29 protein-coding genes are annotated in these 24,708 nt (G+C 54.2%); 18 read left to right on the plus strand and 11 right to left on the minus strand.

What is annotated here, in order from left to right; all coding sequences use genetic code 11:
• Positions 1-24: 24 nt before the first annotated feature.
• The 3 genes from GCD22_RS01600 to GCD22_RS01610 are packed head-to-tail and all read right to left on the minus strand — an operon-like array spanning position 25 to position 2,325.
• On the minus strand, positions 25-1,158 hold the full coding sequence (locus tag GCD22_RS01600; RefSeq protein ID WP_024893361.1) for an AbrB family transcriptional regulator: 1,134 nt from the start codon (positions 1,156-1,158) through the stop codon (positions 25-27).
• Entirely contained in the window at positions 1,125-1,601 is a 477-nt protein-coding gene (gene trmL / locus GCD22_RS01605) for a tRNA (uridine(34)/cytosine(34)/5-carboxymethylaminomethyluridine(34)-2'-O)-methyltransferase TrmL (protein ID WP_024893362.1), read from the minus strand. Before trmL ends, GCD22_RS01600 begins: the two co-directional genes overlap by 34 nt.
• On the minus strand, positions 1,594-2,325 hold the full coding sequence (locus GCD22_RS01610) for a ComF family protein (RefSeq protein WP_235180019.1): 732 nt from the start codon (positions 2,323-2,325) through the stop codon (positions 1,594-1,596). Before GCD22_RS01610 ends, trmL begins: the two co-directional genes overlap by 8 nt.
• A 102-nt stretch (positions 2,326-2,427) precedes the next feature.
• Between GCD22_RS01610 and bioF the strand changes: the two genes are divergently transcribed.
• From bioF to GCD22_RS01665, 11 genes are all read left to right on the plus strand, one after another.
• Positions 2,428-3,597: an 8-amino-7-oxononanoate synthase gene (bioF, locus tag GCD22_RS01615; protein ID WP_031569520.1), complete on the plus strand. Its 1,170-nt coding sequence runs from the start codon at positions 2,428-2,430 to the stop codon at positions 3,595-3,597.
• Positions 3,594-4,355 (plus strand): alpha/beta fold hydrolase, encoded by a 762-nt coding sequence (locus GCD22_RS01620; RefSeq protein ID WP_024893365.1) that lies wholly within the window; start codon positions 3,594-3,596, stop codon positions 4,353-4,355. The genes bioF and GCD22_RS01620 overlap by 4 nt, the downstream gene beginning before the upstream one ends.
• Positions 4,352-5,236: a malonyl-ACP O-methyltransferase BioC gene (gene bioC, locus GCD22_RS01625; protein ID WP_024893366.1), complete on the plus strand. Its 885-nt coding sequence runs from the start codon at positions 4,352-4,354 to the stop codon at positions 5,234-5,236. The genes GCD22_RS01620 and bioC overlap by 4 nt, the downstream gene beginning before the upstream one ends.
• Complete coding sequence (gene bioD, locus GCD22_RS01630; RefSeq protein WP_024893367.1) at positions 5,233-5,937, plus strand: dethiobiotin synthase; 705 nt, start codon at positions 5,233-5,235, stop codon at positions 5,935-5,937. Before bioC ends, bioD begins: the two co-directional genes overlap by 4 nt.
• A 117-nt stretch (positions 5,938-6,054) precedes the next feature.
• Positions 6,055-6,951 (plus strand): protease HtpX, encoded by an 897-nt coding sequence (gene htpX, locus GCD22_RS01635; protein WP_024893368.1) that lies wholly within the window; start codon positions 6,055-6,057, stop codon positions 6,949-6,951.
• A 53-nt stretch (positions 6,952-7,004) separates the two neighbouring features.
• Positions 7,005-7,730, plus strand: a complete 726-nt coding sequence (gene aat, locus GCD22_RS01640) for a leucyl/phenylalanyl-tRNA--protein transferase (protein ID WP_024893369.1) — start codon at positions 7,005-7,007, stop codon at positions 7,728-7,730.
• Between the two features lie 8 nt (positions 7,731-7,738).
• On the plus strand, positions 7,739-8,428 hold the full coding sequence (locus GCD22_RS01645) for an arginyltransferase (protein WP_235180021.1): 690 nt from the start codon (positions 7,739-7,741) through the stop codon (positions 8,426-8,428).
• A 21-nt stretch (positions 8,429-8,449) separates the two neighbouring features.
• The gene (locus GCD22_RS01650; RefSeq protein WP_024893370.1) at positions 8,450-9,229 is read left to right on the plus strand and encodes an ABC transporter permease; all 780 of its coding nucleotides are present in this window, start codon (positions 8,450-8,452) and stop codon (positions 9,227-9,229) included.
• 5 nt (positions 9,230-9,234) lie between these two features.
• Positions 9,235-9,840 (plus strand): ribonuclease T, encoded by a 606-nt coding sequence (gene rnt, locus GCD22_RS01655; protein WP_010641303.1) that lies wholly within the window; start codon positions 9,235-9,237, stop codon positions 9,838-9,840.
• A gap of 75 nt (positions 9,841-9,915) precedes the next feature.
• A complete protein-coding gene (locus GCD22_RS01660) occupies positions 9,916-10,932 on the plus strand; it encodes a CDP-6-deoxy-delta-3,4-glucoseen reductase (RefSeq protein WP_010641305.1) in 1,017 nt (338 codons plus the stop codon).
• A gap of 63 nt (positions 10,933-10,995) precedes the next feature.
• A complete protein-coding gene (locus GCD22_RS01665; RefSeq protein WP_010641307.1) occupies positions 10,996-11,364 on the plus strand; it encodes a hypothetical protein in 369 nt (122 codons plus the stop codon).
• Between the two features lie 58 nt (positions 11,365-11,422).
• Here the strand turns inward: GCD22_RS01665 and GCD22_RS01670 are convergent, their stop codons facing one another.
• On the minus strand, positions 11,423-11,716 hold the full coding sequence (locus tag GCD22_RS01670; protein ID WP_010641309.1) for a zinc ribbon domain-containing protein: 294 nt from the start codon (positions 11,714-11,716) through the stop codon (positions 11,423-11,425).
• 7 nt (positions 11,717-11,723) lie between these two features.
• Positions 11,724-12,662 (minus strand): hypothetical protein, encoded by a 939-nt coding sequence (locus tag GCD22_RS01675; protein ID WP_010641311.1) that lies wholly within the window; start codon positions 12,660-12,662, stop codon positions 11,724-11,726.
• Between the two features lie 177 nt (positions 12,663-12,839).
• On the opposite strand from GCD22_RS01675, the gene GCD22_RS01680 reads away from it, so the two are divergent.
• Genes GCD22_RS01680 through GCD22_RS01690 form a run of 3 tightly spaced genes read left to right on the plus strand, consistent with a single transcriptional unit; the run spans position 12,840 to position 15,071 of the window.
• Positions 12,840-13,466: a TetR/AcrR family transcriptional regulator gene (locus GCD22_RS01680; RefSeq protein ID WP_010641313.1), complete on the plus strand. Its 627-nt coding sequence runs from the start codon at positions 12,840-12,842 to the stop codon at positions 13,464-13,466.
• A gap of 28 nt (positions 13,467-13,494) precedes the next feature.
• The gene (gene argB / locus GCD22_RS01685) at positions 13,495-14,355 is read left to right on the plus strand and encodes an acetylglutamate kinase (RefSeq protein WP_010641315.1); all 861 of its coding nucleotides are present in this window, start codon (positions 13,495-13,497) and stop codon (positions 14,353-14,355) included.
• Positions 14,352-15,071 (plus strand): pyrimidine 5'-nucleotidase, encoded by a 720-nt coding sequence (locus tag GCD22_RS01690; protein ID WP_010641316.1) that lies wholly within the window; start codon positions 14,352-14,354, stop codon positions 15,069-15,071. The genes argB and GCD22_RS01690 overlap by 4 nt, the downstream gene beginning before the upstream one ends.
• Positions 15,072-15,267: 196 nt before the next feature.
• Here the strand turns inward: GCD22_RS01690 and GCD22_RS01695 are convergent, their stop codons facing one another.
• Complete coding sequence (locus GCD22_RS01695; protein WP_010641319.1) at positions 15,268-16,281, minus strand: HlyD family secretion protein; 1,014 nt, start codon at positions 16,279-16,281, stop codon at positions 15,268-15,270.
• Between the two features lie 242 nt (positions 16,282-16,523).
• Here GCD22_RS01695 and GCD22_RS01700 point away from each other — a divergent pair, with 242 nt between their 5' ends.
• Complete coding sequence (locus tag GCD22_RS01700) at positions 16,524-17,087, plus strand: acyloxyacyl hydrolase (RefSeq protein ID WP_024893374.1); 564 nt, start codon at positions 16,524-16,526, stop codon at positions 17,085-17,087.
• 59 nt (positions 17,088-17,146) lie between these two features.
• Here the strand turns inward: GCD22_RS01700 and bioB are convergent, their stop codons facing one another.
• From bioB to GCD22_RS01720, 4 genes are read right to left on the minus strand one after another with little or no spacing between them, the layout of a single operon-like run.
• Positions 17,147-18,091, minus strand: a complete 945-nt coding sequence (gene bioB / locus GCD22_RS01705) for a biotin synthase BioB (RefSeq protein WP_031569515.1) — start codon at positions 18,089-18,091, stop codon at positions 17,147-17,149.
• A gap of 37 nt (positions 18,092-18,128) precedes the next feature.
• Entirely contained in the window at positions 18,129-18,410 is a 282-nt protein-coding gene (locus GCD22_RS01710) for a YggT family protein (protein ID WP_031569513.1), read from the minus strand.
• Positions 18,407-19,234 carry a pyrroline-5-carboxylate reductase gene (gene proC / locus GCD22_RS01715; protein ID WP_031569512.1) on the minus strand — a complete coding sequence of 276 codons (828 nt, stop codon included), beginning with the start codon at positions 19,232-19,234 and terminating at the stop codon, positions 18,407-18,409. Before proC ends, GCD22_RS01710 begins: the two co-directional genes overlap by 4 nt.
• Entirely contained in the window at positions 19,231-19,902 is a 672-nt protein-coding gene (locus GCD22_RS01720; protein ID WP_031569511.1) for a YggS family pyridoxal phosphate-dependent enzyme, read from the minus strand. The genes proC and GCD22_RS01720 overlap by 4 nt, the downstream gene beginning before the upstream one ends.
• Before the next feature lie 106 nt (positions 19,903-20,008).
• On the opposite strand from GCD22_RS01720, the gene GCD22_RS01725 reads away from it, so the two are divergent.
• The 3 genes from GCD22_RS01725 to GCD22_RS01735 are packed head-to-tail and all read left to right on the plus strand — an operon-like array spanning position 20,009 to position 23,395.
• The gene (locus GCD22_RS01725; protein ID WP_153940361.1) at positions 20,009-21,058 is read left to right on the plus strand and encodes a type IV pilus twitching motility protein PilT; all 1,050 of its coding nucleotides are present in this window, start codon (positions 20,009-20,011) and stop codon (positions 21,056-21,058) included.
• A gap of 10 nt (positions 21,059-21,068) precedes the next feature.
• On the plus strand, positions 21,069-22,193 hold the full coding sequence (locus GCD22_RS01730) for a PilT/PilU family type 4a pilus ATPase (RefSeq protein WP_024893379.1): 1,125 nt from the start codon (positions 21,069-21,071) through the stop codon (positions 22,191-22,193).
• An 11-nt stretch (positions 22,194-22,204) separates the two neighbouring features.
• Positions 22,205-23,395: a glycosyltransferase gene (locus GCD22_RS01735; protein ID WP_031569509.1), complete on the plus strand. Its 1,191-nt coding sequence runs from the start codon at positions 22,205-22,207 to the stop codon at positions 23,393-23,395.
• Between the two features lie 25 nt (positions 23,396-23,420).
• On the opposite strand, the gene GCD22_RS01740 is transcribed toward GCD22_RS01735, so the two are convergent.
• Positions 23,421-24,548: an NAD(P)/FAD-dependent oxidoreductase gene (locus GCD22_RS01740; protein ID WP_031569507.1), complete on the minus strand. Its 1,128-nt coding sequence runs from the start codon at positions 24,546-24,548 to the stop codon at positions 23,421-23,423.
• Between the last annotated feature and the right edge of the window lie 160 nt (positions 24,549-24,708).

Consider the following 24,708-nt stretch of genomic DNA (forward strand, 5'->3'; position numbering starts at 1 on the left):
CTTGGGAAGGGCCTGCAAGCAGGCTCAGGTGTTGCGCGCAGGGTCGAGCAATTTGCGCGCCAGCGGCGGCATGATCAGCAGCATCATCAACAAGCGAATGAGGTGGGCACCGAGGACAAAAAGGACATTACCGTGAGCTGCCATGCTGACGGCAACCGCTGCATACAGGGCACCGGGTGCGGTCGCCAGATAACCATCCAGATCACTGACGCCGACCAGATGCGCCAGGAGAACACCGAGCAGGGCGCAGCACAGGTTCAGAACGAGAATAATGAGCAAAGCACGGGGAATCAGGCGTAAGTGCAGACGAAGGCGGCTTATGGACAATTGCAGCCCGGCTTGCCAGCCAATCAGCAAATAGGCAGCTTCCAGAAGCGGACCAGGAAGCGCCCGGGTTGGATTGACGTGAAGCAAGGTCAGCAGGAGAGTGAGCAGCAAAGGCCCCAACAAATAGGGCGCAGTGATATGGATTTTTCGGGCCAACCAGATACCGAAAGGGGCTCCCGGCAGCAGCAACAGGAGACTTCCTGCCCAGGATGCGGGTAAATGCGCGCCCGCCAAAGTCGCCGTATTTGCGCTGTGATCATGAAATACAAAAAGAACCACCAGAGGCAGACTGATCATGACCAGAATGACGCGCAGGTATTGCATGATCGCCACCAGTCCCACATCGGCCTCGAATTCCTGGGCAATGGCGGTAATCCCGGCGGCCCCTCCTGCAGTCATGGACAGCAGACCGGTACTGGCTTTGATCTGCGTCCAGCGGCTGAAGAGCAAACCAGAAGCCAGGCTCAAAATCAGGGTGCCAGCTGTTACCAGCAATATGGGTAGCAGATGGGCGGAAATGGCCTCCAGCGCAGCAGTCGTAAACATCAAACCAATAGCCATGCCCAGTATGGCTTGCCCGGCTCGGGAAAAATGACGGGGATAAGCCAGATTCCCGAGACTGTTGACGGCGATTCCAGTAACAACACCGGCAAACAGGGCTGCGGCGGGAATCTGCCAGAACCCGAATAAAACGCTCAGCAGGACACTGCCCGCAACCAGCAATATCCACCGCCCCGTTATGCCGGAAACGGCGCCCGTAAGTTGTGCCAGAAACGTGTGCTCCCCGGGTTTGCTTTTCAAACGCCGCCCTTGAATCCCAATTGCCGCCATGCTTCAAATACCCCAACAGCACAGGCATTGGAAAGATTCAGGCTACGCTGTCCCGGACGCATGGGTAAACGCAATACGTGACTGGTGGGAAGACTCTCCAGAATCGGTGTGGGCAGACCACGCGTTTCCGGTCCGAACAGCAGGGCATCGCCTTCCTGAAAAGCTACTTGCTGATACAGGTTTTTTCCTTTGGTACTGAATGCAAAAATACGTGCTCCATGCAGCGCGTTCAGGCAATGTTGCCAATCCGGATGCCGCAGCACCTCGGCAAATTCGTGATAATCCAGTCCCGCACGGCGCAGGCGACGATCATCCCAGGCAAAACCCAAGGGCTCCACCAGATGCAGGCGCGCGCCGGTGTTGGCGCAGAGCCGGATAACATTGCCGGTATTGGGCGGGATTTCCGGCTCATAAAGGATGACGTGCAAAAAAGTTTCAGGCATGGGCAGGGACCGTTTCGCGTAGGGCGCGGGCCAGAACCCAGACATCAATACGCTGCACACCCACACTTTTCAATAACTCGGCAATTTGCCCCGCTGTTGTTCCCGTCGTCATCACATCATCGATAATGGCCACATGGTCGGGCAATTTGCCCCGCATGGTGAAGGCAGAATCCAGATTCTCACGCCGGGCGGCCGCGCTCAGTCCGGTCTGGTGACGAGTATTCCGACAGCGTCGTAACACGCCAGCTTTTACCGGAATACGCCAGCGCTTTCCCCAATAGCGGGCCAGCAACAGCGCCTGATTGTAGCCGCGCTCGCGCAGTCGTTTGGGGTGCAGAGGCACGGGTAGCAAGCATGCGGGATGCGAAGGTGGCTGCGTGCCCCAACTGTCTGCCCAGGTCGTCGCCAAGGCGCGGGTCCAGTCCAGACGCTGGTGGAATTTCCAGGCGAGAATGGCAGCATTGAGGGGTTCAGCATACACAAAAGGCGTGTAGACATGGTCGTACTGGGGCGCTTCTACAGAACATACCGGGCAGTCACCGTTGGCCAGGAGCGGCAATGCACAATAACTGCAACGGTTTTCCGGCAGGCGTGGCCAATCCCGGGCGCAGGCCTCGCAGAGGGCAGTACCGGGCACGCCACAGGCGCGGCAATGTTCCGGGAAAAGCCACTGAGTGAGTTTTCGCCTGCTTTGAGAAAGCTGTTGCAGGGAGAAGCGGGGCAAGGGAATCCGTACACCTTTTGCGAAAGTGGGAGGCTGCAGTTTATGGATTCTGGCGCTTCGGGCTGACATTGACAAGGTAGATACCCGTCCTTATAAGAAGCTATGCCTGATACAGCAGAAAATACCTGGAGTACGCAGCTTGCGGATATTCGTCGGCAGGGACTATGGCGGGAGTTGCAGTCTCTACAACCGGACCCGGACGCCGATCGTCCACTGTTTGTGGATGCGGAAGGTCGCTTACTCCTTTCTTTTGCCAGTAACGACTATCTGGGTCTGAGCAGGGAGCCCGCGTTACGACAGGCAGCCATTGCCGAAATGGAACGCAGTGGGGTGGGCGCCGGCGCAGCCCCCCTGCTGGGCGGTGAGCGTCCGGCCCATCAGGCTCTGGCGGCAGATTTGGCACGCTGGTTGGGTGTGGAAGCGGTGCTGCTTTTCGGGAGTGGTTATCTGGCCAATCTGGGAATCATTTCCGCTCTGGTCGGCCGTCAGGACCGGGTTTACGCCGATCGTCTCAATCATGCCTCTCTGGTGGATGGTGTGCGTCTGTCCGGGGCGCGTCTGCAGCGTTACCGGCACGGCGATATGGCGCATTTGCAGCAGCTGCTGGAACGCGGTACTGCGGGGCAGGCGTGGATCATCACCGATGGTGTATTCAGTATGGACGGTGATCTCGCCCCTCTGCCTGAAATCGTAACTCTTGCCCGCCGCTATCAGGCCAGAATCATTCTCGATGAAGCCCACGCCTTTGGCGTGTTGGGCGCAGAGGGGCGAGGTACCCTCGCGCACTATCAACTGGATACGCATTCCGTGGATGTCATCATGGGGACGCTCGGCAAGGCTTTTGGCGTCTATGGAGCCTTTGTGGCAGGCAGTCAGGATCTGATTGACCTGCTGCGTAACCGGGCACGAAGTTTTATTTATCATACGGCCATGCCTGCGGCACTGGCGGCGGCAGCGCGAGCTTCTTTGCAGTTGTTGCGCGACGGTGAGGACCGCCGTGCCCGCCTGGTAGAGCATCGGGACTGGCTGCGTGCCGAGCTTCCCGATGCACCCTGGCTGCCCAGCGCCACGCCCATTCAGGGGCTGGTACTGGGAGAGGCAACGGCGGCTGTGCAAACGGCTGCCAGATTGCGCGAGGCCGGACTGTACTGCCCGGCAGTGCGCCCTCCGACCGTGCCTAAGGGCAGCGCCCGTTTGCGGATTACCCTCAGTGCTGCGCATCATCGCGAAGACCTCACGCAGTTGGTGACCGCCCTTCGGGAGATTTTATGAGTTGGTATCGGGAACAGACGGGTCAAGGGCCAGCCTTGCTGTTGCTCCACGGCTGGGGCATGGAAAGCCGGGTTTTTGCGGGTTGGCGCCCTTTTCTGGAAAAGCATTTTACCTGCATTTCCTACGATTTGCCCGGTCATGGCCGCAGCCCCTGTACGGCGGATGGCATGCAATGGGCTGATGTTCTGGAACAGTTGACGGACATGCTGGATCGTGAAGTAGAAGCGCCGATTTTGTTGGGTTGGTCTCTGGGTGGGCTGCTCGCCCTCGGACTGGGTCTGACGCAGCCCGCCTCGTTGAAAGGGTTGGTACTGATGGCGAGTTCGCCGAGTTTCCGCCAGCGTCCAGACTGGACGGCAGGGATTCCTGCCGCAACCCTGGAAGATTTTGGCCAGCGCCTGCACAGTGATCCCCAGGGAACCCGCAAAAGGTTTTTAGCCCTGCAGGTTTTGGGTGATCCACAAGGACGACGGGCGCTGGAGGGCATGAGCAACTGGCCGTCGCCCGATCCCATCTGTCTGGCTGATGGGTTGACTCTTCTCCACGAAGTGGATTTACGCGATCGGCTGGATAGCTTGTCCATGCCGGTTCAGCTGATTCATGGTGCGCAGGACCGCATTGTGCCTCTGGAAGCCAGTTTTTATCTGCAGCAACATCTTCCCGGCAGCCATCTGCATGTGCTTGAAAAGGCAGGGCATGCGCCCTTTTTGTCGCAGCCGCAAGCCTGCCGGGATGCTCTTTTGGAGGTCTGGGCATGAATCCATCGACGCCAGCAGATTATCAGCTGGAAAAGCGCGCGATCCGCCGCGCTTTTGACCAGGCTGCCAGCTCCTATGAGGCCAGTGCTGTTCTTCAGGACCAGGTAGGCCAGCAACTCATCGAACGACTGGACCTGGTCAAGCTGGAACCACAATGGATTCTGGATCTAGGCAGTGGCACCGGCCTGCAAAGTCGGCGCCTGAATCGTCGTTATCCCAAGGCACGGTTGCTGGCGGTGGATTTGGCCGTCGGCATGCTCCAGCAGGCGCGACTGCGCAAGAGCTGGCGGCAACGCCAGTACTTTTGTCAGGGGGATGCCGAACATCTGCCGCTGGCGACAGGATCCATGGACCTGCTTTTCGCCAACATGTCCATCCAATGGTGTAATGATCTGGATCGGGTGCTGCGCGAATTTGCCCGGGTCCTGCGTCCCGGGGGGCTGTTGATGTTCAGTACCCTGGGTCCGGATACCCTCAGCGAGTTGCGCCAGTCTTTTGCCAGACTGGATGATCAACCCCATGTCATACCATTTATGGATATGCACGATATTGGCGATGCCCTGGTCCGCCAGGGTTATGAAATGCCGGTGCTGGATGTCGAACATTTTCAATTGACTTACGCAGTGCTGGAGGATCTTTTGCGCGATTTGCGCAGCATTGGTGCGACCAATGCCTCGGTCAATCGCCCACGCGGCCTGTTGACGCCTCGTCGCCTGCAGATCCTACGCGATGCTTATGAACAGTTTCGTAAAGATGGGTATTTGCCAGCCACCTATGAGGTGGTTTACGGGCATGCCTGGAGCAGTGGCCCGCGCCCCGAGATTCGCGAAGATGGCGCAGTTACCCTGCCCTATCCGCAAATGCGGAGGCACATAAAATGAATCCGTCAGAAACATTGGAAAATCCGCCAGCGCAGCCGCTCCGGAGTCTTTTTGTCACCGGGACGGATACAGGTGTGGGCAAGACGGCGGTGACAGCTGCTCTGGCGCAACGCTGTGCACGTGAAATGGGCCGGGTCGCAGCCTTAAAGCCGGTGGTTTCCGGTGTGGAAGCCAATGGGCAGTGGAGTGACGTGGAAATTCTGCGCACCGCGTCAACGCCCTCACGCTCTTTTGAACAAACCTGCCTTTATGCTTTGGATCCGCCCATCGCTCCGCATTGGGCGGCAGCACAAGCCGGCCTGACCCTGGACCGGCACAAGATTCAGCGCTTTATTGAACAGCAGTCAGCAGATATGGATGCCGTACTGGTAGAGGGAGCGGGCGGTTTTCTGGTCCCGCTGGGTGATAATTGGAGTTTTGCTGACCTGGCCCTTGGTTTGCAATTTCCGGTGCTCTTGGTCGTAGGTCTGCGCCTGGGAGCCATCAACCATGCCCTGCTTAGTGCCGAGGCTATTCTTGCCCGTGCTTTGCCGATGGCGGGCTGGGTGGCTAATCATCTTCAACCCGATCTCGCTCCGGGAACCCTGGAAACTTTGCAGCGACTAATGCCCAGCCCCTGCCTGGGAGAAATCCCCTTTCAGGCAGAAGCATCCAGTGTCTGCAGGAGTCAGTATCTGTCTCTTCCGGCGTGTTGGGATTGATGTTAGGATTCAAACGTCTGCCATAAAAAAATAGAGGGCAGTTGGTCACGGCGCGGCGGGTATTACAGCGGAAGCCGTGACAGTGAAACCTAGATATTCTGATGGAGCGTGAATGTCATGAAATCATTCAAGAGCATAGCCTTGTTGGTGGGTACCAATTTACTTATTTTTATCACCCTTTCCATTACTTTTTCGGTCCTGGTGAATCTGGTTTTACCCGCTTTTGGCGTAGATCTGCGCGGGGTAGTCAGTGTGACAGATTTACTCTGGGCGCTGGTCATTGGTTTTGGGGGCGCTTTTATTTCCCTGCTGATGTCCAAGCAGCTGGCGCGGGCAGGTATGCAGATGCAACGCATCGAGCAACCTCAGTCCGCCAAGGAGCGGCTGATTTACGATGCCGTGGCACAGTTGTCTACGCGTTTGGGCATCCGGATGCCGGAAGTCTGGGTTTACTGGAGTGATGATCCTAATGCCTTTGCTACGGGGCCGGGGCGTAACCACAGCATGGTGGCGGTCAGCAGCGGGCTCGTGAATCTGCTCAATGATAATGAAGTTCGAGCGGTGCTGGCCCATGAAATGGGTCATGTTTACAATGGCGATATGGTCAGCACGACGTTGCTTCAGGGGTTAATGAATACTTTTGTATTCTGGTTGTCGATGTTGGCGGCCCGGCAATTTGATGATCGCCCGATGATTGCTTTTGCGGTTTCCATGTTCCTGCAGGTTGCCTTGTCGTTTTTGGCACTGATTCCCATCACCTGGTTTTCGCGCCGCCGGGAGTTTGCAGCAGATCGTTTTGCCGCAGAGCAGGTCGGCGCTGGGGCGATGATTTCTGCCTTGCAGAAGCTGCATCAGCGGGCTACAGCCATGCACGTCGAGCATGATGCGGTCCGTGATCCCATGGCGACCGCCTATATTTCGGGAAGCTGGCATGGGCTGTTTGCCACCCACCCCAGTCTTGAGGCACGGGTTGCGGCTTTGCAGGCTCTGCAAAAAGGGTATAGTTACCCTTAGTATTCTGGCTGGGGAGTAATCGTAGATGTACCTGAATATGGGAGTGGACAGAATTGCGCCCTGAACGGGTAAAACCGGTTCTCCTCAGCAGTCAAAATGCCTCCGTCATTTTTCCGGATCCGGAACAAGCCGACAGTAACCTGATTGCCGTTGGCGGGGACTTATCCCGGAAACGTATTCTCCAAGCCTATGCTCAGGGAATATTTCCCTGGTTCGGAGAAGAAGACCCTATCTTGTGGTGGTCCCCTGATCCACGCGGGGTGCTTGAACCCCGTGCCATTCATATCAGTCGCAGTTTGCTGAAAAATGCCAAGGTCGCGTCCTGGCAGGTGGTTCTCGATCAGGATTTCGCTGCTGTTATGGATGAGTGTGCGGCCCCGCGTTCAGGTCAGGGCGGGACCTGGATAACTGCCGAGATGCGTAATGCCTATCTGGATCTCTTTGCTGCGGGGATGGCCCACTGTGTAGAAATTTTTCAACATGGCCAGAGGGTCGGTGGATTGTATGGTGTCGAGTCGGGAGCGGTTTTCTTCGGGGAATCCATGTTCAGTCGGGTTCCCGATGCCTCAAAAATAGCTTTGGTCTGGTTGGCCCGACATTTGACGCATTGGGGTTTTGGTCTGATTGATACCCAATTTTTGACCCCGCACCTGCAAAGTATGGGTGCATCTGAAATTCCACGTGCTGAATTTTTGCAGCTTTTGACCAGATTGAAAGCCCAGGCAACTCAAGGGGCGTGGCAGGAGTTCCTGCCCTGGGAGCAAATTTTTTGGCGATGAGTTTTTACATGTCGACCTTGCAAACCTGTCCCTATCTACCGGAACAGGAAGAACTGCTGGTGTTGAGTGATCCACGCGCAGTCCTGGAGCGTGGGGAATACGATCAACTGTTGCAGAATGGCTTTCGACGCAACGGTCCCGTCGCGTACCGGCCTATGTGCCCGCAATGTGATGCATGTATTTCCGTGCGTATCCCGGTGGATCAGTTTCAGCCGGACAGGGGGCAAAAACGCACCTGGGCACGGAATCAGGATCTCAGTCTGCGTGTGGCACGACCATACCGGAATGCGCAACATGCCCGCCTGTTTGCCGATTATCAGCGTTTGCGTCATCCGCATGGTGGCATGGACCAAGAGGCTGAGCGTCTGTATGCAGAAATGATGGCAGATACCAGCCCTGTGGATTCGCGGCTGCTGATTTTTGAAAAAGATGATGAGCCCTTGGCCGTAGCTCTGGTTGATCAGGTAGGTCGCGGGTTGTCGGCAGTTTATACATTTTACCGAACCGACCTGGTGAAGCGCGGCCTGGGTATTTTTGCGATTTTGAGTCAGATCGAATGGGCCCGCAGCCAGGGATTTCCCTACCTGTATCTGGGTTATTGGGTCGCAGAAAGTCCAAAAATGGATTATAAAAGGCGTTTTTCGCCCCTGGAAGGTTTTGTCGCCGGTGCATGGCGACCGCTTTCCATCCATCGTTAATCCAGATAGAAAATCGCATCTATGCATAATGCCGCACCGGATATATTCCGTACCTTTTCACCCTGGGCCCTGACCGGCGTACTGGGACTTCTGGGCAGTGCCTGGGCCCTGTCGGCATGGCAGAAATTGGGGGTCGGCAAGGACCTGCTCTGGTCCGCTGCGCGCGCGACAGTGCAACTGGGAATCATGGGTTTTGTGCTGGGCTGGCTGTTCCGCCAGCATCAACCCTGGTTGTTGCTGGTGTTTCTCGTCCTGATGATTCTGATGGCCGGTCGCTTCAATCGCAAACGGGGCGCCGGTATCCCCCACGCCTACTGGATTGGTGTTGGTAGTATAGGCCTTGCTGCAACAGTCACGCTGACCTGGATGCTGTTCTCGGGTTTGGTATTCTGGCGCGGCGAGTCTCTGGTGCCTATTGGCGGAATGATCATTGGCAACGCCATGAATGCTGTTTCTCTGGCGTTGAATCGCTTACGCAGTGAAATCGACCAACGTGAGGATATGTTGCTGGCGATGCTGGCGCTTGGGGCCGGACGTCGCCAGGCCATGCGCAGTCTCTATGGCATTGTGGTGCGCAGTTCGCTGATTCCTACCATTGATAGCCTGAAAAGTGTCGGCATGATTCATATTCCAGGAATTACAGCGGGCATGATTCTGGCGGGCATGGCGCCGCTGGCGGCGGTTTCCATGCAGTTGGTGGTGATGTTGATGCTGACCGCCTCAGTCACCTTGAGTGTTTCTACGGCGGTCTTGTTGGCGGCACCCTACGCCCTGACCTTTTCGCAGCGTACCGAAGGATAATTGATATGGCCGCACTGGCTGGACGTTTTCGTGGTTTTTTGCCCGTAGTGGTGGATGTGGAGACGGCGGGTTTTGACCCGGAGCGTAATGCTCTGCTGGAGGTGGCGGCGGTCATTATCGGTGGAGAAGTGGGACAACTGAAACCGGTAGCCAGCCATCACTTTCACGTCATGCCCTTTACGGGCGCGGTGCTTGATCCTGCGGCGCTGGCTTTTACCGGAATTGATCCTTTTCAGCCATTGCGCGGAGCGGTTTCCGAAGAAGAAGCACTGCGCAACATTTTTCGCGCCATTCGTACGGCGGTTAAGGCTGCACAGTGCCGACGGGCGATTCTGGTAGGTCACAATGCCGCCTTTGATTTGTCTTTTATCAAGGCAGCAGAAAAACGTTCCGGAGTGAAAAACAATCCATTTCATCTGTTCAGTACTTTTGACACCGTCAGTCTGGCGGGTCTCGCTTATGGTGAAACGGTACTGGCCAAAGCGGCACTGGCGGCAGGTTTATCCTGGGATCATGAGCAGGCACATTCAGCGTTATATGATGCGCGCCAGACGGCTGAACTATTCTGCAAGATAGTGAATGGTTTTGACCTGAATCGGGAATATCCCTGAAATTGTTGCAACAGCAGTCAACATCCGGTGCTTCTGTTAGAATATCTGCATCTACCATTTTAAGAGGGGCAAAACATGCCTTATCGTCTGACAATTGAACCCAGCGGTCACGAGATGGATTGCGATAGTGATGAAACCATACTCGAGGCGGCACTGCGTCATGGCTTTAATATTCCCTACAGCTGTCGCAATGGTACTTGTGCAACCTGTAAGGGGCGTATTTTAAGTGGCACGGTAGATTATGGGGATATTGAAGAAAAAGTGCTCAGTGAGGCAGAAAAAATGGACGGTTTGGCCCTGTTTTGCCAGGCTATGCCCCTATCTGATCTGAAAATTGAAGTACGCGAAATTGGTGCAGCCAAGGATATTCAGATTAAAACCCTGCCGGCACGGGTGGCTAAAATAGAGGACGTGGCTCCAGACGTGCGCGCACTGTTCCTCAAAATACCCAGTACAGAGCGCCTGCAGTTCCTCCCCGGCCAGTATATAGACATTCTTTTGAAGGATGGCGGGCGTCGGGGTTTCTCGCTGGCGAATACCCCCAATGATGACGCTTTGCTGGAATTACATATCAAGAAAGTAGAGGGTGGTACGTTCACCGGGCACGTTTTTTCAGCAATGAAAGAAAAGGATATTGTGCGATTTGAGGGACCTTTGGGCACTTTTTTTGTGCGCCAGGAATCAACCCGACCGTTATTGATGGTGGCCACAGGGACAGGCTTTGCGCCGCTCAAGGGGATGCTTGAATCACTTTTTGCTCAGGGATCAATACGGCCAATACACTTTTATTGGGGGGTGCGTCATTCTGAAGATTTTTATTATGAAGATCTGTTACAGGAATGGCAGTCGCTCCATAACCATTTTAATCTGACCAAAATTGTCTCACAACCGGATAGCCGGTGGTCGGGCCCTACGGGATATGTAACAGAGCAGGTGATTAAAGATTTTCCTGATGCCAGTGCTTTTGATGCTTATATTTGCGGCCATCCGGATATGGTTTTTTCTTTATCTGCGGCTTTAGCTCAGGCAGGATTGGATTCAGAACATATATTCGCAGACGCATTTGTATTTGCCAAAGCAAAAACAAGCTGACATAATAATTTTATTGGCGACTTTAGCCAAAATTTCAACTTATTTTTTCAGGAGTGAGCGGGTATGGAATCTCAAACAAAAAAACGTCATCGTCGTAGTGCCGAAGAGCGCCTTGCTGATTTGGAAGAGAAGCAACGTCAAACGGAATTGCGCCTGCGCGAGCAATTGGCCAAAATTGAGCAGCAGAAAAAGTCTTTGCAGGAAAATCCGCGTGCCAAACGCGAACGTGAAGCACAGCGGCGTTCTTTGATGGATCGCATTTCCCGTCTGGTACCTGATTGGGAACCTACCCAGATTCTGGCAGCTATTGCCGAAGTACGGGATCGGGTAGGCGATAACCATCATGCATTGCAGGAACTGGATTCTCATGGAAATGCATTGATGCAGGAACTAAAGCCACGTCGTGGACGGCGTCCGCGCAGCGCGCTCTAATTTCATGTAGTTAAAAGCCCCCGAATTACTAAGTTCGGGGGCTTTTTTACGTCGGGCATTAGCGTTTGCAACTGCGCCAACGCTTTAACATGGGCACCCGATGGGCCATATAGGCACGGATATACCAAGGGGCCTGTCTTTTGCGCAGCAATTGCCTTACTCGCTGTTGCATGGCTTCCAGGGTTAATTGGGGGTCCTTGAACGTGCCATCTGCATAGCAGTAACTGCAGTAATCCCGACTGTGGCTGCCATCGCTTTCCGTGCCACCGCCTTGCGGATCAAACTGTAAAGGCATACCACAACTTTGGCAGCGGTTTTTTTCGATTTCCAGCTGGCGTAACCATTTTTTCATAAGCAAATTAGACATCCTCAGGGGCAACCAGTTCAAGGGCCTCAATATAAATATGGGCCATGCCCAGCAAAAATACGACGTTGGGTATAATGAAAACCAATGCGGTGGCAACGCCCATCCCCATGCTGAGCCCGACATTATACAGGGCAGTATTCGCAGTGATGCTGGAATGCGCTGCATGGTCCAGCATAAAAGGATAACCCGTGATCGCATCCATCATCTGCCAAAACATATCGGCGCTACGGCTCAGTTCGCTGGCCAGAGCTGGGGCCGCAGCGGACAGTGCCATACTGTATCCGGTGTAAAGGATGATGGCGATAATGATTGCCAGACCAGCAGATAACGCCCCGAGTAACAACATCATCAGCAAAATGGAGCCGGGTTTGTTACGGGCAATACCAATGGTGTGGCGCAGGGAGTTGCTGACCGATTCACCATGCCAAAGCGCTGGACCGGACAGATTGAAAACAATGATGGCCAGAACGAAAACTACGGCATTTATCAACATGGCCACCGGGAAAAGCGGTACAAACAAAATCGCTCCTATTCCTGGTATTTTGCAGGCCAGAAATCCCAGTAGCTCAACCACAAAAATGCCAAAGAGCAAAAGACTTTCGATGATCAGCAAGCCAATCAGCCGGGGCAGAGCTTTTAAGCCAAAGCGGAGACTACGCAAAATCCCGGGTAAGGAGTCACCCCGGGCTTCATGTAATAGTACCCCGCCAGCACCCAGATACCCCACCCCAAAACTGACGAACAAAATCAGCATTCCGATGCTGGCACCCAGCATCCCACCTAGCCACTGCACAAAAAATTCAAGGCCCGCCATGCCGATAAAAACGGCGAGGACATACACCAAAATGGGTTGCCAGAGGGTGATTCCCCGTAATGCGCGCAGTAATAGCGAAAAAGACAGGTCTCCCTGACTGGGAGAATGACTAAACATGGGAGCTTCCTTTTTCAGTAACCGATCTTGAGGATGAATGCCAAGGATAACGGTTAGATTTTTACTGTAAAGCGACAATCGCCTTTGTTGATGCTACACTGACCTGATATTGACCGATTGGTCGGGTGTTTTTCAAGTGGCTGATAATATGTGGAAAGAGATCGCTGAGGGGATTTTATGGATAATACGCTGGCGATGGTAGAAGGCGAGGGGCGGCAACGTATCCTCGCTGCTGCCGAAAAACTCTTCTCGGATAAAGCCTTTGATGCGGTTTCCATGAATGCCATTGCCTGCGAGGCTGGTATCAGTAAAGCCAATATTTACCACTATTTTCCGAATAAAGACACGCTGTATCTCGCGGTGTTGCGCGTGGCCAGCCATAATCTGCGTGCGGTGCTGAACGAAGCCGTCAGTGCCCACGGCTCGGTTCTGGATGTATTGCGGCATTTTGCCCGCAATCATCTGCAGGCACTGCTGAACAGGCCACAACTGGTGCGTTTGGTCTGGCGGGAGATCCTGGAAAGGGGCGCGCCACGAGCACAGGAATTTGCCGAGCAGGGTTTCGCGGATATGTTTTCTGCTCTGGTAGATGTTCTGAAGCTGGGACAGAGCCGAGGCGAATTTCGCCAGGACTTTGATCCGGCTCTGGTCGCTACGCTCCTCTTGGGTGCCAACGTGTTTTTTTTCCAGTCGCGAGACATATTGCGGCACTATCCCCCCATTACTTTTGCAGACGACCCTGCCGGATATGATGCGGGTATTGTCGAAATTCTTTTGCGTGGTCTGGTTCCGGCCTCATCCTGAATTTTGATTGATAACACAAGAGATTCTTATGGATAAAAATCCTCAACTGCAAGCCCATGTTCTCGTGGAAGCCCTGCCCTATATGCAACGCTTTCATGGACGAACCATTGTCATCAAATATGGTGGTAATGCGATGACAGAGGCGCATCTGCAAGAGCAGTTTGCCTATGATGTGACCTTGATGAAGCAAGTAGGGATGAATCCTGTGGTGGTTCATGGCGGGGGGCCGCAAATTGGCGCCATGCTTGAACGTCTGGGCGTCGAAACCCGCTTTGTAGATGGCATGCGCGTAACCGATGCAGCCACCATGGAAGTGGTGGAAATGGTGCTCGGCGGTCGCGTCAACAAGGAAATTGTTCAGGGAATCAATCGGGCCGGTGGGCGGGCAGTGGGGCTGACCGGCAAAGATGGGGCTTTGCTCCGCGCCCGTCCGCTGCGCAATGCGGTGGCTGATCTGGGGATGGTCGGTGAAGTGGCCGCCGTCAATCCGGAAGTCATTCGTTGGTTGGACCAGGGCGACTTTATCCCGGTAGTGGCCCCCATTGGCGTCGGCGCTCGGGGCGAGTCTTACAACATCAATGCCGATCTGGTCGCCGGAGCGCTGGCCGCCACCCTGAAAGCCGAAAAGCTGATTTTAATGACCAATGTGGCTGGGGTACTGGATAAAGAGGGTACCCTGCAAACCCGGCTGGAGGCTGGCGCAGTGGCACAAATGATTGCCGATGGTCAGATATATGGTGGCATGCTGCCCAAAATTCAGTGTTGTCTGGATGCTGTGGCTGCCGGTGTGCAGGCTGCGCATATTATTGATGGCAGAGTCCCCCATGCCTTGTTGCTGGAGATTTTTACCGACGCCGGGGTGGGGACATTGATTGCTGGCAGCCATTGAAAAAGCTTTCCGTTCCTGCTCCACAGCGTAACAGACACGCTTTTTCTGCGGCAGCCCGCAAGCGTCGTCTGTTAGCCTGGCGACGCGGCCCGCTGCCGGTTTTTCTCTTTGATCTCGACAATACCCTGTATGATGCAGACCGTTACTGCTTTCCCTGGATGCATGAGCACATCAATGCCTTCCTGATGGAGGAGCTTGGCCTGAAGATGGAAGCCGCCGATCAGTTGCGGCGCCATTACTGGCGGACTTATGGGACCACTCTCGCGGGTTTGATGCGGCATCATACTGTTGATCCCCGGGTTTTCCTGAAGGCCATTCATCCCCCGGTTCTGTCTGCCCAGGTCCCCGAAAATCCGGAATTACGTCGTTGGCTCGTGCAACTTCCCGGCCCCGTATTCGTTTTTACGAACAGCGTGGCCAGTCATGCCTGGCGGGTGCTGGAGCGTTTGGGCGTGGCGGATATTGTGGTGGATGTATTTGATATGGAGACCGCAGGTTTTCAGGGGAAACCCCAGCATCATGCTTATCATCAGGTTCTTGGAAGATTGAAAGTTCCCGCCTGGCGTTGTGTTTTTTTTGATGACACGCTGGCTAATTTGCGGACTGCTCGCTGGATGGGCATGCGTACGGTACACATTGAAAAAAATCGCAGGCGTTCGCGTAGCGCCCATAGCCGGGTTCCATCAATCATGGGCTGGCGTTACGATTTGTCCTGAAATGGCAGTGGGGCTTGTAAGCTTTTTGCTCCAACGTCCCTTGCCTGTTGTTCTAATGCTCGTCCTGCTGTCAGCAGAGAACTCGCCCTGCGGGCTCAAACAGCTCTCCTGACGGGCGCAGGATTTAACCAAGAACAACAACGGCGCGGGCCAAAGTCGCTGCAAAGCTTACAAGCCCCACTGCCGTTTCAGGAGACTACAGAAGTGGTTTCAGAAACTTGACCCAACCCGGTGCACCGCCGGTATTGATGGTGACCGAAGCGCTGGTACCAATACGTAAGGGCAGCTTTGGATCAGGGTTGGTAATCATCACCCGTACGGGTACCCGTTGCGTGACCTTTACCCAGTTACCTGTCGCATTCTCCGGTGGTAACAAGGAAAAAGCATTGCCGGCACCGCCGCTTAGGCTGACCACCGTCCCCTTGAATTGGTGATTGGGGTACATGTCTACGTGGATACTGGCAGCTTGACCGGGGTGAACCCGATTTAGATCGGTTTCCTTGTAATTGGCCTCCACCCAATATTGAGCGTTTCCGATCAACGGGAAAAGATCCTGGTTGATGCTGACGACATCGCCCACATGAATTTTGTCGACTTTGCTAACCACCCCGGTGATTGGCGCATACAAAGTGGTTTCCGCAAGATACATTTTGGCGGTCCCCAGTGCGGCCTTGGCTGCGGCGATTCGAGCTGCATTCAGGCTCTGCTGGGCGCGGGTAGCAGACAAATTGGCCTTTTCGGCTTGCCATTGTGCCATGGCGCCTTTTGCAGCCGTCATCCGGTTATCTGCTTCCTGCGCAGACAGATATTTTTGAGCTGCCAGTGCCGCAGCGCGTTGGGCATTGCGTTGGGCGTTCTGGTAAGTGATCTGGTCGGCACTGACTCGCGCCTCGGCTGCCGCAATGTTGGCCTGAATAGCATCCGTCTGGCGTTCTGCCTGAGCGAGTTCTGCCTCGGCTTTCTCTACATCGTACTGGTAGGCCTCGGGGTCTATTTTGACCAGAGGCTGCCCGGCGTGTACCACCTGATTGTCGCGCACATAAATATGAACAATATGTCCAGTCACGCGTGGCGAAATGTTGACCACGTGGGCATGGATGTAAGCGTCATCGGTGTTGGGGTAATAATTGGCAATCTGAAAATAGGCATAGGCACCGAAAGCGACAATAATGAGAATGATCAGGACCAAAAAGCGTTTGAGCCAGCGCATAGCTTTCCTTGTGTTGCAATTACAGCAGCCAATTCCAGAAGCACCCCATCAACGAAGCATAATATTCCATATATACTAGGCTCCAGGGTACTCCGGTGAGTCAGTAGCGTAAGTTCAGTCCTGTTGTTAAATTTTGACAGGCTCGGAAGTAAATCGCATACTGACCGTTCGGTTGATACCTTAACCTAAACACTTCAAGTCGGCAAGATGATGCATGAATGAACTGGATACAAGGAGTAATCATGAAAAACAAACAGTGGGCCTGGACGGGTATTTTAGGCAGTGCCGTTCTCGGATTATTGGCGGCAACTCCAGCACTGGCGGATAGCGAAGGTTTGCACGTGATTCAGGGCGGACCTTCGTATTTTAATATTGGTCTTGGCGCATTTAATGCGGCAGGTGTGACTCCTGGTCCAGGCTATACTAATGCCACACTTCCAGAGATTAACCTCGAATATCAAACGGGTGCCAAGTTATTCGGGGTTGGTGCTGTCTATGGTCTGATGGCCAATACCAATGGCGGCTTTATGGGGTATACGGGCTTTTATACGGATGTTGCCTGGGATCACTGGGTGCTGACCCCCGTTTTGGCCATGGGTGGTTATCATCAAGGGCGGGGCAAATATCTGGATGGCACTTTTCAGTTTCGTCTGGAGCTCAGTCTCGATTACCAGTTTGCCAATCAGTCCCGTTTCGGCCTGAAAATCGCTCATATTTCGAATGCTTATATCAAGGATAGCGATCCGGGCGAAGATGAAATCATGCTCAATTATTCCATGCCCTTGTCCTTCGGGGAGCATTCCTGATTTGAGTTTTTAGAGCTGGCTACGCCCTCTGATTCCTTATGGGTCAGAGGGCTTTCAGCTTATCCGGCGTGAAGCCCCAGCTTTTCAAATAAAATCTGGTCATGTCCGCTGCTGGCATTGCTGGTGGTCAGTAATCGATCCCCCAGAAAAATACTGTTGGCACCAGCCAGAAAAGCCAGAGCCTGCAATTCGTCGCTCATGGTTTCCCGTCCTGCAGAAAGGCGGACATAGGCTTGCGGAAAGATGATCCGGGCAGCGGCTATGGTGCGGACAAACTCCAGGCCGTCAATGGGCGTGGCCGCTTCCAGAGGCGTGCCGGGAATGGGAACCAGGGCATTGATGGGAATGCTTTCCGGTGGCTGCGGCAGCTGCGACAGCACCTGCAGCATCCGGGCCCGATCCCGGCGCGATTCACCCATGCCCAGAATACCGCCACTACAGATTTTGATGCCCGCATCGCGGACGGCTTCCAGGGTATCCAGACGATCCTGAAAGCTGCGGGTATGAATGACCTCACCGTAAAATTCCGGGGAGGTATCCAGATTGTGATTGTAGTAATCAAGTCCGGCAGACTGCAAACGTTCTGCCTGCCCGCTTTTCAGCATGCCCAGGGTGACGCAGCTTTCCAGCCCATGCTCTTTGACCACCTGAATCATGGCGGCGACTTTTTCAATATCCTTGTCATGTGGAGACCGCCAGGCTGCCCCCATGCACAGGCGTTGCGCACCGTTGGCTTTGGCGGCGGCGGCGGCACTGCGCACGGCTTCAATATCCATGAGAGCTTCCGGTTTCAGACTGTTTTCATGATGGACGCTTTGCGAGCAATAACCACAGTCTTCCGGGCAACCACCGGTTTTGATGGACAGTAAGGTGGAACACTGGATGGTATTGGCATCAAAATGCTGACGATGAATTTGCTGCGCCTCAAAAATCAGATCGTTGAAAGGACGTGCATAGATTTCCAGGATGTTGTCCAGGCTGTAAGCGTGCTTAGAAGGTGTCATGTGAGTTTCCGGTTCGCGTCGAGAAGTGCCTGGCGTATTAAACGCCGCCGAGGTTCAGAATGGCATTGACCAGCAGACCTTTCAATAACTCAATGAGTAAAAGGGCCACCAGAGGGCTGAGATCCATTCCGCCAATGGGCGGAATAATCCGCTGCAGGGGATAAAGAATGGGTCCGGTAACCCGGTCCAGAAAATGGACAATGGGGTTACGGGGATCCGGCTGGACCCAGGATAAAATGGCGCGAATCAGGATGGCCCAGAACAGCAGGGTAAGTACCAGATCCGTCAGACGAGCGGCTTCAATGCTGATTGCATTCATGCTTTGGTCTTCAGTGACTGACCCAGAGCACGACTGCGCGCGGCGGCGGCAGCCAGGGCACGCTGGGCCAGAGGCCGCAACTGCTCTTCCCAGACCGCTAGACCGGCAGCGGTCGTACCACCGGGACTGGTGACCTGGTGACGCAGTTCACTGGGGCTCGCAGGACTTGCTGCAGCCATCTGGGCGGTACCCCACACCGTCTGTAAAGCCAGGGCCCGGGCGGTGACCCGATCCAGTCCTTCAAGTACGGCGGCGTCTTCCAACGCCTCCAGAAATAACAACACATACGCAGGACCGCTGCCAGCCAGGGCGGTAGCTGCGTCCATCAGGGATTCGTCATGCAGCCAGAACACCTTGCCCACCCCGGAGAAAATTTGCTGCACGATGTCGCACTGCGCTGCCTTGACCGTTGCCTGGGCGAAGAGGGTCGTCGCTCCCGCTCCCACCTGCGCAGGCGTATTGGGCATGGCGCGGAATACGGCCACATTCTCTCCCAGGATGCTGCGCATTTGCTGGCTGGAAATGCCCGCTGCAACGGATACAAAAAGGACTTGGGCATCCGCGAATGATTCCCGCCATTCGCTGAGAATCCCATCTACCTGTTTGGGTTTGGCGGCATAAATCACCAGACTGTTCTGCGGCAGCTTTTCGGCCTTGGCAGGACGGCTACGCAGGCCGAATTCTTCGGCAAGGGCCTCACGACGCTGGGTACTGGGGGCATGTACCTGAATCTGGCTACCTGGTACGCCAAGCTGGCGCATTCCGGAAATAAGGGCACGAGCCATATTGCCTGCGCCAATAAATACGATATTTTGTTCAATCATGTTGCCTCCTGGTGACGGCTGCCAAACAAGCGCGTACCCAAGCGGATTTCTGTGGCTCCATGCTCCAGCGCCTGCACAAAATCAGACGAAGTTCCCATGGACAAAGTATCCAGGTCAGGGTAATTCCCGCTTTGTAGCAGCGTGTTGAATAAGCTGTGCATTTGCTGAAAATTGACGTTTGCCTGGTCAGGGTCGGGATGGACCAATGCCATCAGGCCACGCAAACGGAGAAAGGGGAGTTGCTGGATGCCTTCTGCAAGTCTCGCAAGCTGAGCAGGTGGGCATCCTCCCTTGCTGTCTTCCGAGCTGACGGCCACTTCAATCAGCACATTCAGGGGCGTCGAAACCTCCTGTCTGGCACTGTCCAGCCGTTGGGCAATCAGCAGACGGTCAACGCTTTCGACCCAGGCAAAGTGCCGGGCAATTTCTTGGGTTTTGTTACGCTGAATCCGGCCGATAAAATGCCAGCAAATATTCTTTAGATCGCGTAGTTCATCCTGTTTGTCCAGCGCTTCCTGAAGGTAGTTTTCACCGAAATGACGCAATCCCAAGGCATGGGCTTCGCGGATGACCGACGCCGGAACCCTTTTGCTCACCGCCAGTAACATGGGGCGGTCGGGCTGCTGTAGCGTGCGCCTTATATTTGCCAGATTTTCAGCGAGGGACATGCTGCTCCATGAAACGTGGGCGAAATGGCCAAGGTCGACTATAGTAACGCGCATGAGTCCCAATGCCCAAATGCCGGGTATTACCATGCCATGTGGAGATTTATAGATGGATATTGCTGAACTACTCAGCTTCGCGGTGAAAAATAACGCATCAGATACGCACATATCTGCGGGCCTCGCACCCATGTTGCGCATTAACGGCGATATACGTCCCATCAACGTTGAAGCACTGGACGGAAAGGCCGTCCACGCAATGATTTACGACATCATGTCGGATTCCCAGCGAAAATGGTATGAAGAAAATCTGGAAATCGATTTTGCCTATGAACTGCCCGGTATTGCGCGTTTTCGGGTGAATGCTTTTAATCAGGATCGGGGTCCCGCTGCGGCATTTCATACCATTCCGGCCAAGGTGTTGAGTCTGGAAGATCTCAATGCGCCAAAATCTTTTACGGAAATTATTAATATCCCGCGTGGACTGATACTGGTTACCGGACCAACCGGGTCTGGTAAGTCCACGACCCTGGCGGCTATGGTGGATCATATCAACGCTAATCGGCCAGATCATATTATTACCATCGAAGATCCTATAGAGTTCATCCATACGGCTAAAAAGTGCCTGATTAATCAGCGTGAAGTGGGGCCGAATACCCATTCCTTCGAAAACGCCCTGCGTTCGGCGCTGCGTGAAGATCCGGATATTATTCTGGTCGGTGAGTTGCGTGATCTGGAAACCATGCGGCTTGCCTTGACGGCAGCAGAAACCGGACACATTGTTTTTGCGACGCTACATACCAGTTCAGCACCTAAAACCATTGATCGTATTGTCGATTCTTTCCCGGGCGGGGAAAAGGACATGGTCCGCTCCATGTTGTCTGAATCCTTACGGGCGGTCATTTCGCAAACCCTGCTGAAAACTGCCGATGGAAAAGGGCGGGTTCCAGCTCATGAAATCATGATTGCCACGCCGGCTATTCGTAATCTCATTCGCGAAAATAAAGTGGCACAAATGTACTCAGTCATTCAGACCGGACAAAACCAGGGCATGCAAACGCTGGATCAATGCCTGGCAGATTTGGTGCGTGCCCATAAAATTACTCGCGAAGAGGCAATGCGCCGGGTGCAGAACAAAGACAGTTTTATGAATGTGGCCTGAGGAATATTGAATGTCTGTACTGGATGATCTGCTGGCATTGATGGTCGAAAAAAACGGTTCTGATTTGTATCTGACTGTGGGTTCTCCGCCGGTCATGAAAATTGATGGACGCGCCGTAAATCTGGGTACAGATATGTTGAAACCCGGGCAAGTGCTCAGTCTCGCCAAGGAAATTCTGGGGATGGAGCGTCTGCAGGAATTTCAGCACGAAAAAGAAATCAACATGGCTATTTCAGCTACAGGCATCGGGCGTTTTCGGGTCAATGGATTTTATCAGCGTGGTGAACTGAGTTTTGTGTTGCGTGCCATTAAAACCCAAATCCCGACCCTGGAGCAGCTCAAATTGCCACCCATTCTGAAGGATCTCGCCATGACTTCGCGAGGTCTGGTGCTGTTTGTGGGCGCGACCGGTTCGGGTAAAAGTACCTCATTGGCTTCCATGATTCAGTATCGTAATCAGAATGCTGCCGGTCATATCCTGACCATCGAAGATCCTATTGAATTTATTCATAAGAATCAGAAATCGATTGTCAATCAGCGGGAAGTCGGCATAGATACGCTTAGTTATGAAAGAGCACTGGAAAATGCCCTGCGTGAGGCGCCTGATGTGATTTTGATTGGTGAGGTGCGTAATAGGGATACAATGGATCACGCCATGGCCTACGCAGAAACCGGGCACTTATGCATGTCTACCCTGCATGCCAATAATGCCAACCAGGCCATTGAACGCATCATCAACTTTTTCCCCGAAGATCGGAAAAAGCAGTTGCTGATGGATTTATCCCTGAATCTGAAAGCCGTTGTTTCCCAGCGACTTCTGCCCATCAAGGGGCAGGCGGGACGTATTGCCGCCATTGAGGTGTTGATTAATACGCCGGCGATTGCTGATCTTATCTACAAAGGCGAAGTCGGAATGCTCAAGGAAGCCATGGGTCGCACCAATGATGTGGGCATGCAAACCTTTGATCGGAGTCTGCTGAATTTATACGCTCAGGGTTTGGTGGAATATGAAGATGCGCTCCGTGCCGCCGATTCTCAAAATGATTTACGTTTGGCTATCAAGCAGGATTGCTTGCGTCGCGGTTTGGATGACCCAGGGGTTAAGCATTCTTCCGAGGATAAGTGGCAAATATAGCGGGAAGCCCTGTGTTTTGGTTTCTGGATGCACTAGCAGCCTTGGTTCTCCTGGCCTGGCTGGTGCTGTTTTTTGCCCGGGGATTTTTCTGGCGCGCTGATCAGCGCTTGCCGGCGCTCTCCGCAGAATTCCTGAAAGCCGCTGAAACCACTACCGCCGGTCTTCCGGCGGTGACGGCCATTGTCCCGGCACGTAACGAGGCCGAAGGCATCGGACCCTGTGTAACGGCTTTGCTGCGCCAGAATTATCCGGGAGAGCTGCGGGTCATCGTAGTGGATGATCAAAGTGAGGACGGAACTGCACAGCGTGCGAAAATAGCCGCTGAAAAGGCAGGGGCTTCAGATCGTCTGCAGGTTCTCAGTGGAACAACGCTACCCGAAGCGTGGGCGGGCAAAGTCTGGGCCATGCACCAGGGTGCGCTGGCTGCTGAGGATGTGTCACTGCTGTGGTTTACCGATGCGGACATTGTCCATGGTCCTGATGTGCTCACCCGCTTGGTGGCCCTGCAGCAGCGTGGAAACCGCGCATTGGTGTCGCTGATGGTGATGTTGTCCTGTCACAGTTTCTGGGAGCGCCTGCTGATCCCGCCCTTCATTTTCTTTTTTCAGATGCTTTATCCTTTTCCCTGGGTGAATGATCCGCGCCGCAAGCTGGCTGGAGCCGCAGGCGGGTGCATGTTGTTGCGGCGGGATTTGCTGATGCAGGCAGGGGGCTTTGCTGCCATGCGCGGGGCCTTGATTGATGACTGTACGCTGGCTGCCTTGTTGAAAATTCAGGGCCCGATTTGGTTAGGGTTGGGTACCGAAAGTTACAGCCTGCGTGACTATCGTTTTCTCGGCGAAATATGGCGGATGGTGACACGTTCGGCCTACGTGCAGCTGGAGTTCAGTCCATGGCGGCTGTTGACGGCGACAGTGGCCATGCTTTTTCTTTACGCCGTACCACTGATTTTGTTGATTGCCGGATGCTGGGAGCAGCAATGGCTAGGGCTGATCCTGTTGGCATTGACCCTGGCCCTGATGTTCAGGGCTTATTTACCCAGCGTCCGCCTCTATGCACAGAACAGCCTCTGGGTTTTGACCTTGCCCCTTGCAGCCATGCTTTACATGCTCATGACGCTGGATTCTGCACGCCGTCACTATCTGGGCAAAGGGGGCGCCTGGAAAGGGCGCCACTATGACCAGTCTGGAGAAAAACACTGATAAATGGCGCAGAATGGATGCGTTCTTATCGATAATGCAGTAGATACCGCCATTCAAAAGCCATTTTGGCGGCATGCCAGAGGGGATTGGGGAGAACGCTGGCGTGGTCCTTATTGCGAAACACCATGATGCCGCTGTCCAGCGCATCCACAATGCACACCAGCTCAGCCCGGAAAGGCTTGTCAGAAGCCTTGTTCTGGAGACTTAAAACCGCATTGTGCACGGCGGCTTCGGCCTGCAGGTCGGCGGTATGGCCCTGCTTGGGCAGCCAGTCCGGACTGTTGGCGTAGGATCCCGCATCGCCCACCACAAAAACCCCTGGATGTCCGGGAACCTGACAGTATTCATCCGCCTGGATAAAGCCACCGGGCGAAAGCGGTAAACCGGATTGTTGCGCCCAATCTGGCCCCGTCATGCCGGGCATGAAGAGAATCAGATTCGCCGCGATTTCGCCACCTTCCGTCATGACTTTATCTGCAGAAAATCCAGTGATTTTATGACCGAGATGCGTCTTGATCTGGCGTTTTTCCATTTCGGCAAGTAATCCGGCAACCGCTTTGGCACCCAGGCGGTTACCGGGTTCGGTCATGGGATTAAAAAATACCAGATCAATCTGTTCACGCCTGCCGATTTTGCGCAGATAGCTATCAATGCCAAACAGCAGCTCAAAAACAGGCCCGCCGCGCACGGCGGTGGGCTCCTGGGGATTACCGGCAAAGCCAAAGGCGATAGTGCCCTTGTCCAGGGCCGCCAGGCGATCGCGAATTTGCTCGGCAGCCTCAATACCGTCACAGATGGCCAGGCTATGCTCGATGCCCGGCAATTTGCGCAGACCCCGGCCACCGCTGGCAATAATCAAAATATCGTTGATTATTTCACCCTGATCAGTAACCGCCGTCCGACCTTCGTCGCGCAATTCCGTCACCCGCCCGGCATGGAAATGCACATTTTTGCGCTGAAAAAACCGGTCCAGGGGGATGCGGAGCTGCTCACCCTGACGGAGACCGGTGGGAATCCAGATCAAACTGGGGTAATAAATGAACTCTGCCTTGGGGGCGATGAGGGTGATTTCGGCATCGGGTAACTGCCGGCGGATTTGCCGCACGGCGGTCAAACCCCCAAACCCTGCTCCTATAATGCTGACTTTGTGCATGTTATCGGTCCTCGTTCATGGGTTTCCATATAAAAGCATCCATTTCGATTCATGAGTATATCGCAAAACCTTTTCCGGGATATTGCACCATAACGGAAGGCAGCATACCGAAAAGTTTTATCCTAAAAACGGCATCTGCCGTGGGTGCTTTGCAGCGACT

Origin of the sequence: Acidithiobacillus thiooxidans ATCC 19377, assembly GCF_009662475.1 — a bacterium.
Taxonomy (GTDB): Bacteria; Pseudomonadota; Gammaproteobacteria; order Acidithiobacillales; family Acidithiobacillaceae; genus Acidithiobacillus; species Acidithiobacillus thiooxidans.

Coding starts and splice junctions, on each gene's coding strand:
- GCD22_RS01600 (WP_024893361.1), bottom strand. CDS start 1,158: ATGGCGGCAATTGGGATTCAAGGGCGGCGTTTGAAAAGCAAACCCGGG.
- trmL (WP_024893362.1), bottom strand. CDS start 1,601: ATGCCTGAAACTTTTTTGCACGTCATCCTTTATGAGCCGGAAATCCCG.
- bioF (WP_031569520.1), top strand. CDS start 2,428: ATGCCTGATACAGCAGAAAATACCTGGAGTACGCAGCTTGCGGATATT.
- GCD22_RS01620 (WP_024893365.1), top strand. CDS start 3,594: ATGAGTTGGTATCGGGAACAGACGGGTCAAGGGCCAGCCTTGCTGTTG.
- bioC (WP_024893366.1), top strand. CDS start 4,352: ATGAATCCATCGACGCCAGCAGATTATCAGCTGGAAAAGCGCGCGATC.
- bioD (WP_024893367.1), top strand. CDS start 5,233: ATGAATCCGTCAGAAACATTGGAAAATCCGCCAGCGCAGCCGCTCCGG.
- htpX (WP_024893368.1), top strand. CDS start 6,055: ATGAAATCATTCAAGAGCATAGCCTTGTTGGTGGGTACCAATTTACTT.
- GCD22_RS01645 (WP_235180021.1), top strand. CDS start 7,739: ATGTCGACCTTGCAAACCTGTCCCTATCTACCGGAACAGGAAGAACTG.
- GCD22_RS01650 (WP_024893370.1), top strand. CDS start 8,450: ATGCATAATGCCGCACCGGATATATTCCGTACCTTTTCACCCTGGGCC.
- rnt (WP_010641303.1), top strand. CDS start 9,235: ATGGCCGCACTGGCTGGACGTTTTCGTGGTTTTTTGCCCGTAGTGGTG.
- GCD22_RS01660 (WP_010641305.1), top strand. CDS start 9,916: ATGCCTTATCGTCTGACAATTGAACCCAGCGGTCACGAGATGGATTGC.
- GCD22_RS01665 (WP_010641307.1), top strand. CDS start 10,996: ATGGAATCTCAAACAAAAAAACGTCATCGTCGTAGTGCCGAAGAGCGC.
- GCD22_RS01670 (WP_010641309.1), bottom strand. CDS start 11,716: ATGAAAAAATGGTTACGCCAGCTGGAAATCGAAAAAAACCGCTGCCAA.
- GCD22_RS01675 (WP_010641311.1), bottom strand. CDS start 12,662: ATGTTTAGTCATTCTCCCAGTCAGGGAGACCTGTCTTTTTCGCTATTA.
- GCD22_RS01680 (WP_010641313.1), top strand. CDS start 12,840: ATGGATAATACGCTGGCGATGGTAGAAGGCGAGGGGCGGCAACGTATC.
- argB (WP_010641315.1), top strand. CDS start 13,495: ATGGATAAAAATCCTCAACTGCAAGCCCATGTTCTCGTGGAAGCCCTG.
- GCD22_RS01695 (WP_010641319.1), bottom strand. CDS start 16,281: ATGCGCTGGCTCAAACGCTTTTTGGTCCTGATCATTCTCATTATTGTC.
- GCD22_RS01700 (WP_024893374.1), top strand. CDS start 16,524: ATGAAAAACAAACAGTGGGCCTGGACGGGTATTTTAGGCAGTGCCGTT.
- bioB (WP_031569515.1), bottom strand. CDS start 18,091: ATGACACCTTCTAAGCACGCTTACAGCCTGGACAACATCCTGGAAATC.
- GCD22_RS01710 (WP_031569513.1), bottom strand. CDS start 18,410: ATGAATGCAATCAGCATTGAAGCCGCTCGTCTGACGGATCTGGTACTT.
- proC (WP_031569512.1), bottom strand. CDS start 19,234: ATGATTGAACAAAATATCGTATTTATTGGCGCAGGCAATATGGCTCGT.
- GCD22_RS01720 (WP_031569511.1), bottom strand. CDS start 19,902: ATGTCCCTCGCTGAAAATCTGGCAAATATAAGGCGCACGCTACAGCAG.
- GCD22_RS01725 (WP_153940361.1), top strand. CDS start 20,009: ATGGATATTGCTGAACTACTCAGCTTCGCGGTGAAAAATAACGCATCA.
- GCD22_RS01730 (WP_024893379.1), top strand. CDS start 21,069: ATGTCTGTACTGGATGATCTGCTGGCATTGATGGTCGAAAAAAACGGT.
- GCD22_RS01740 (WP_031569507.1), bottom strand. CDS start 24,548: ATGCACAAAGTCAGCATTATAGGAGCAGGGTTTGGGGGTTTGACCGCC.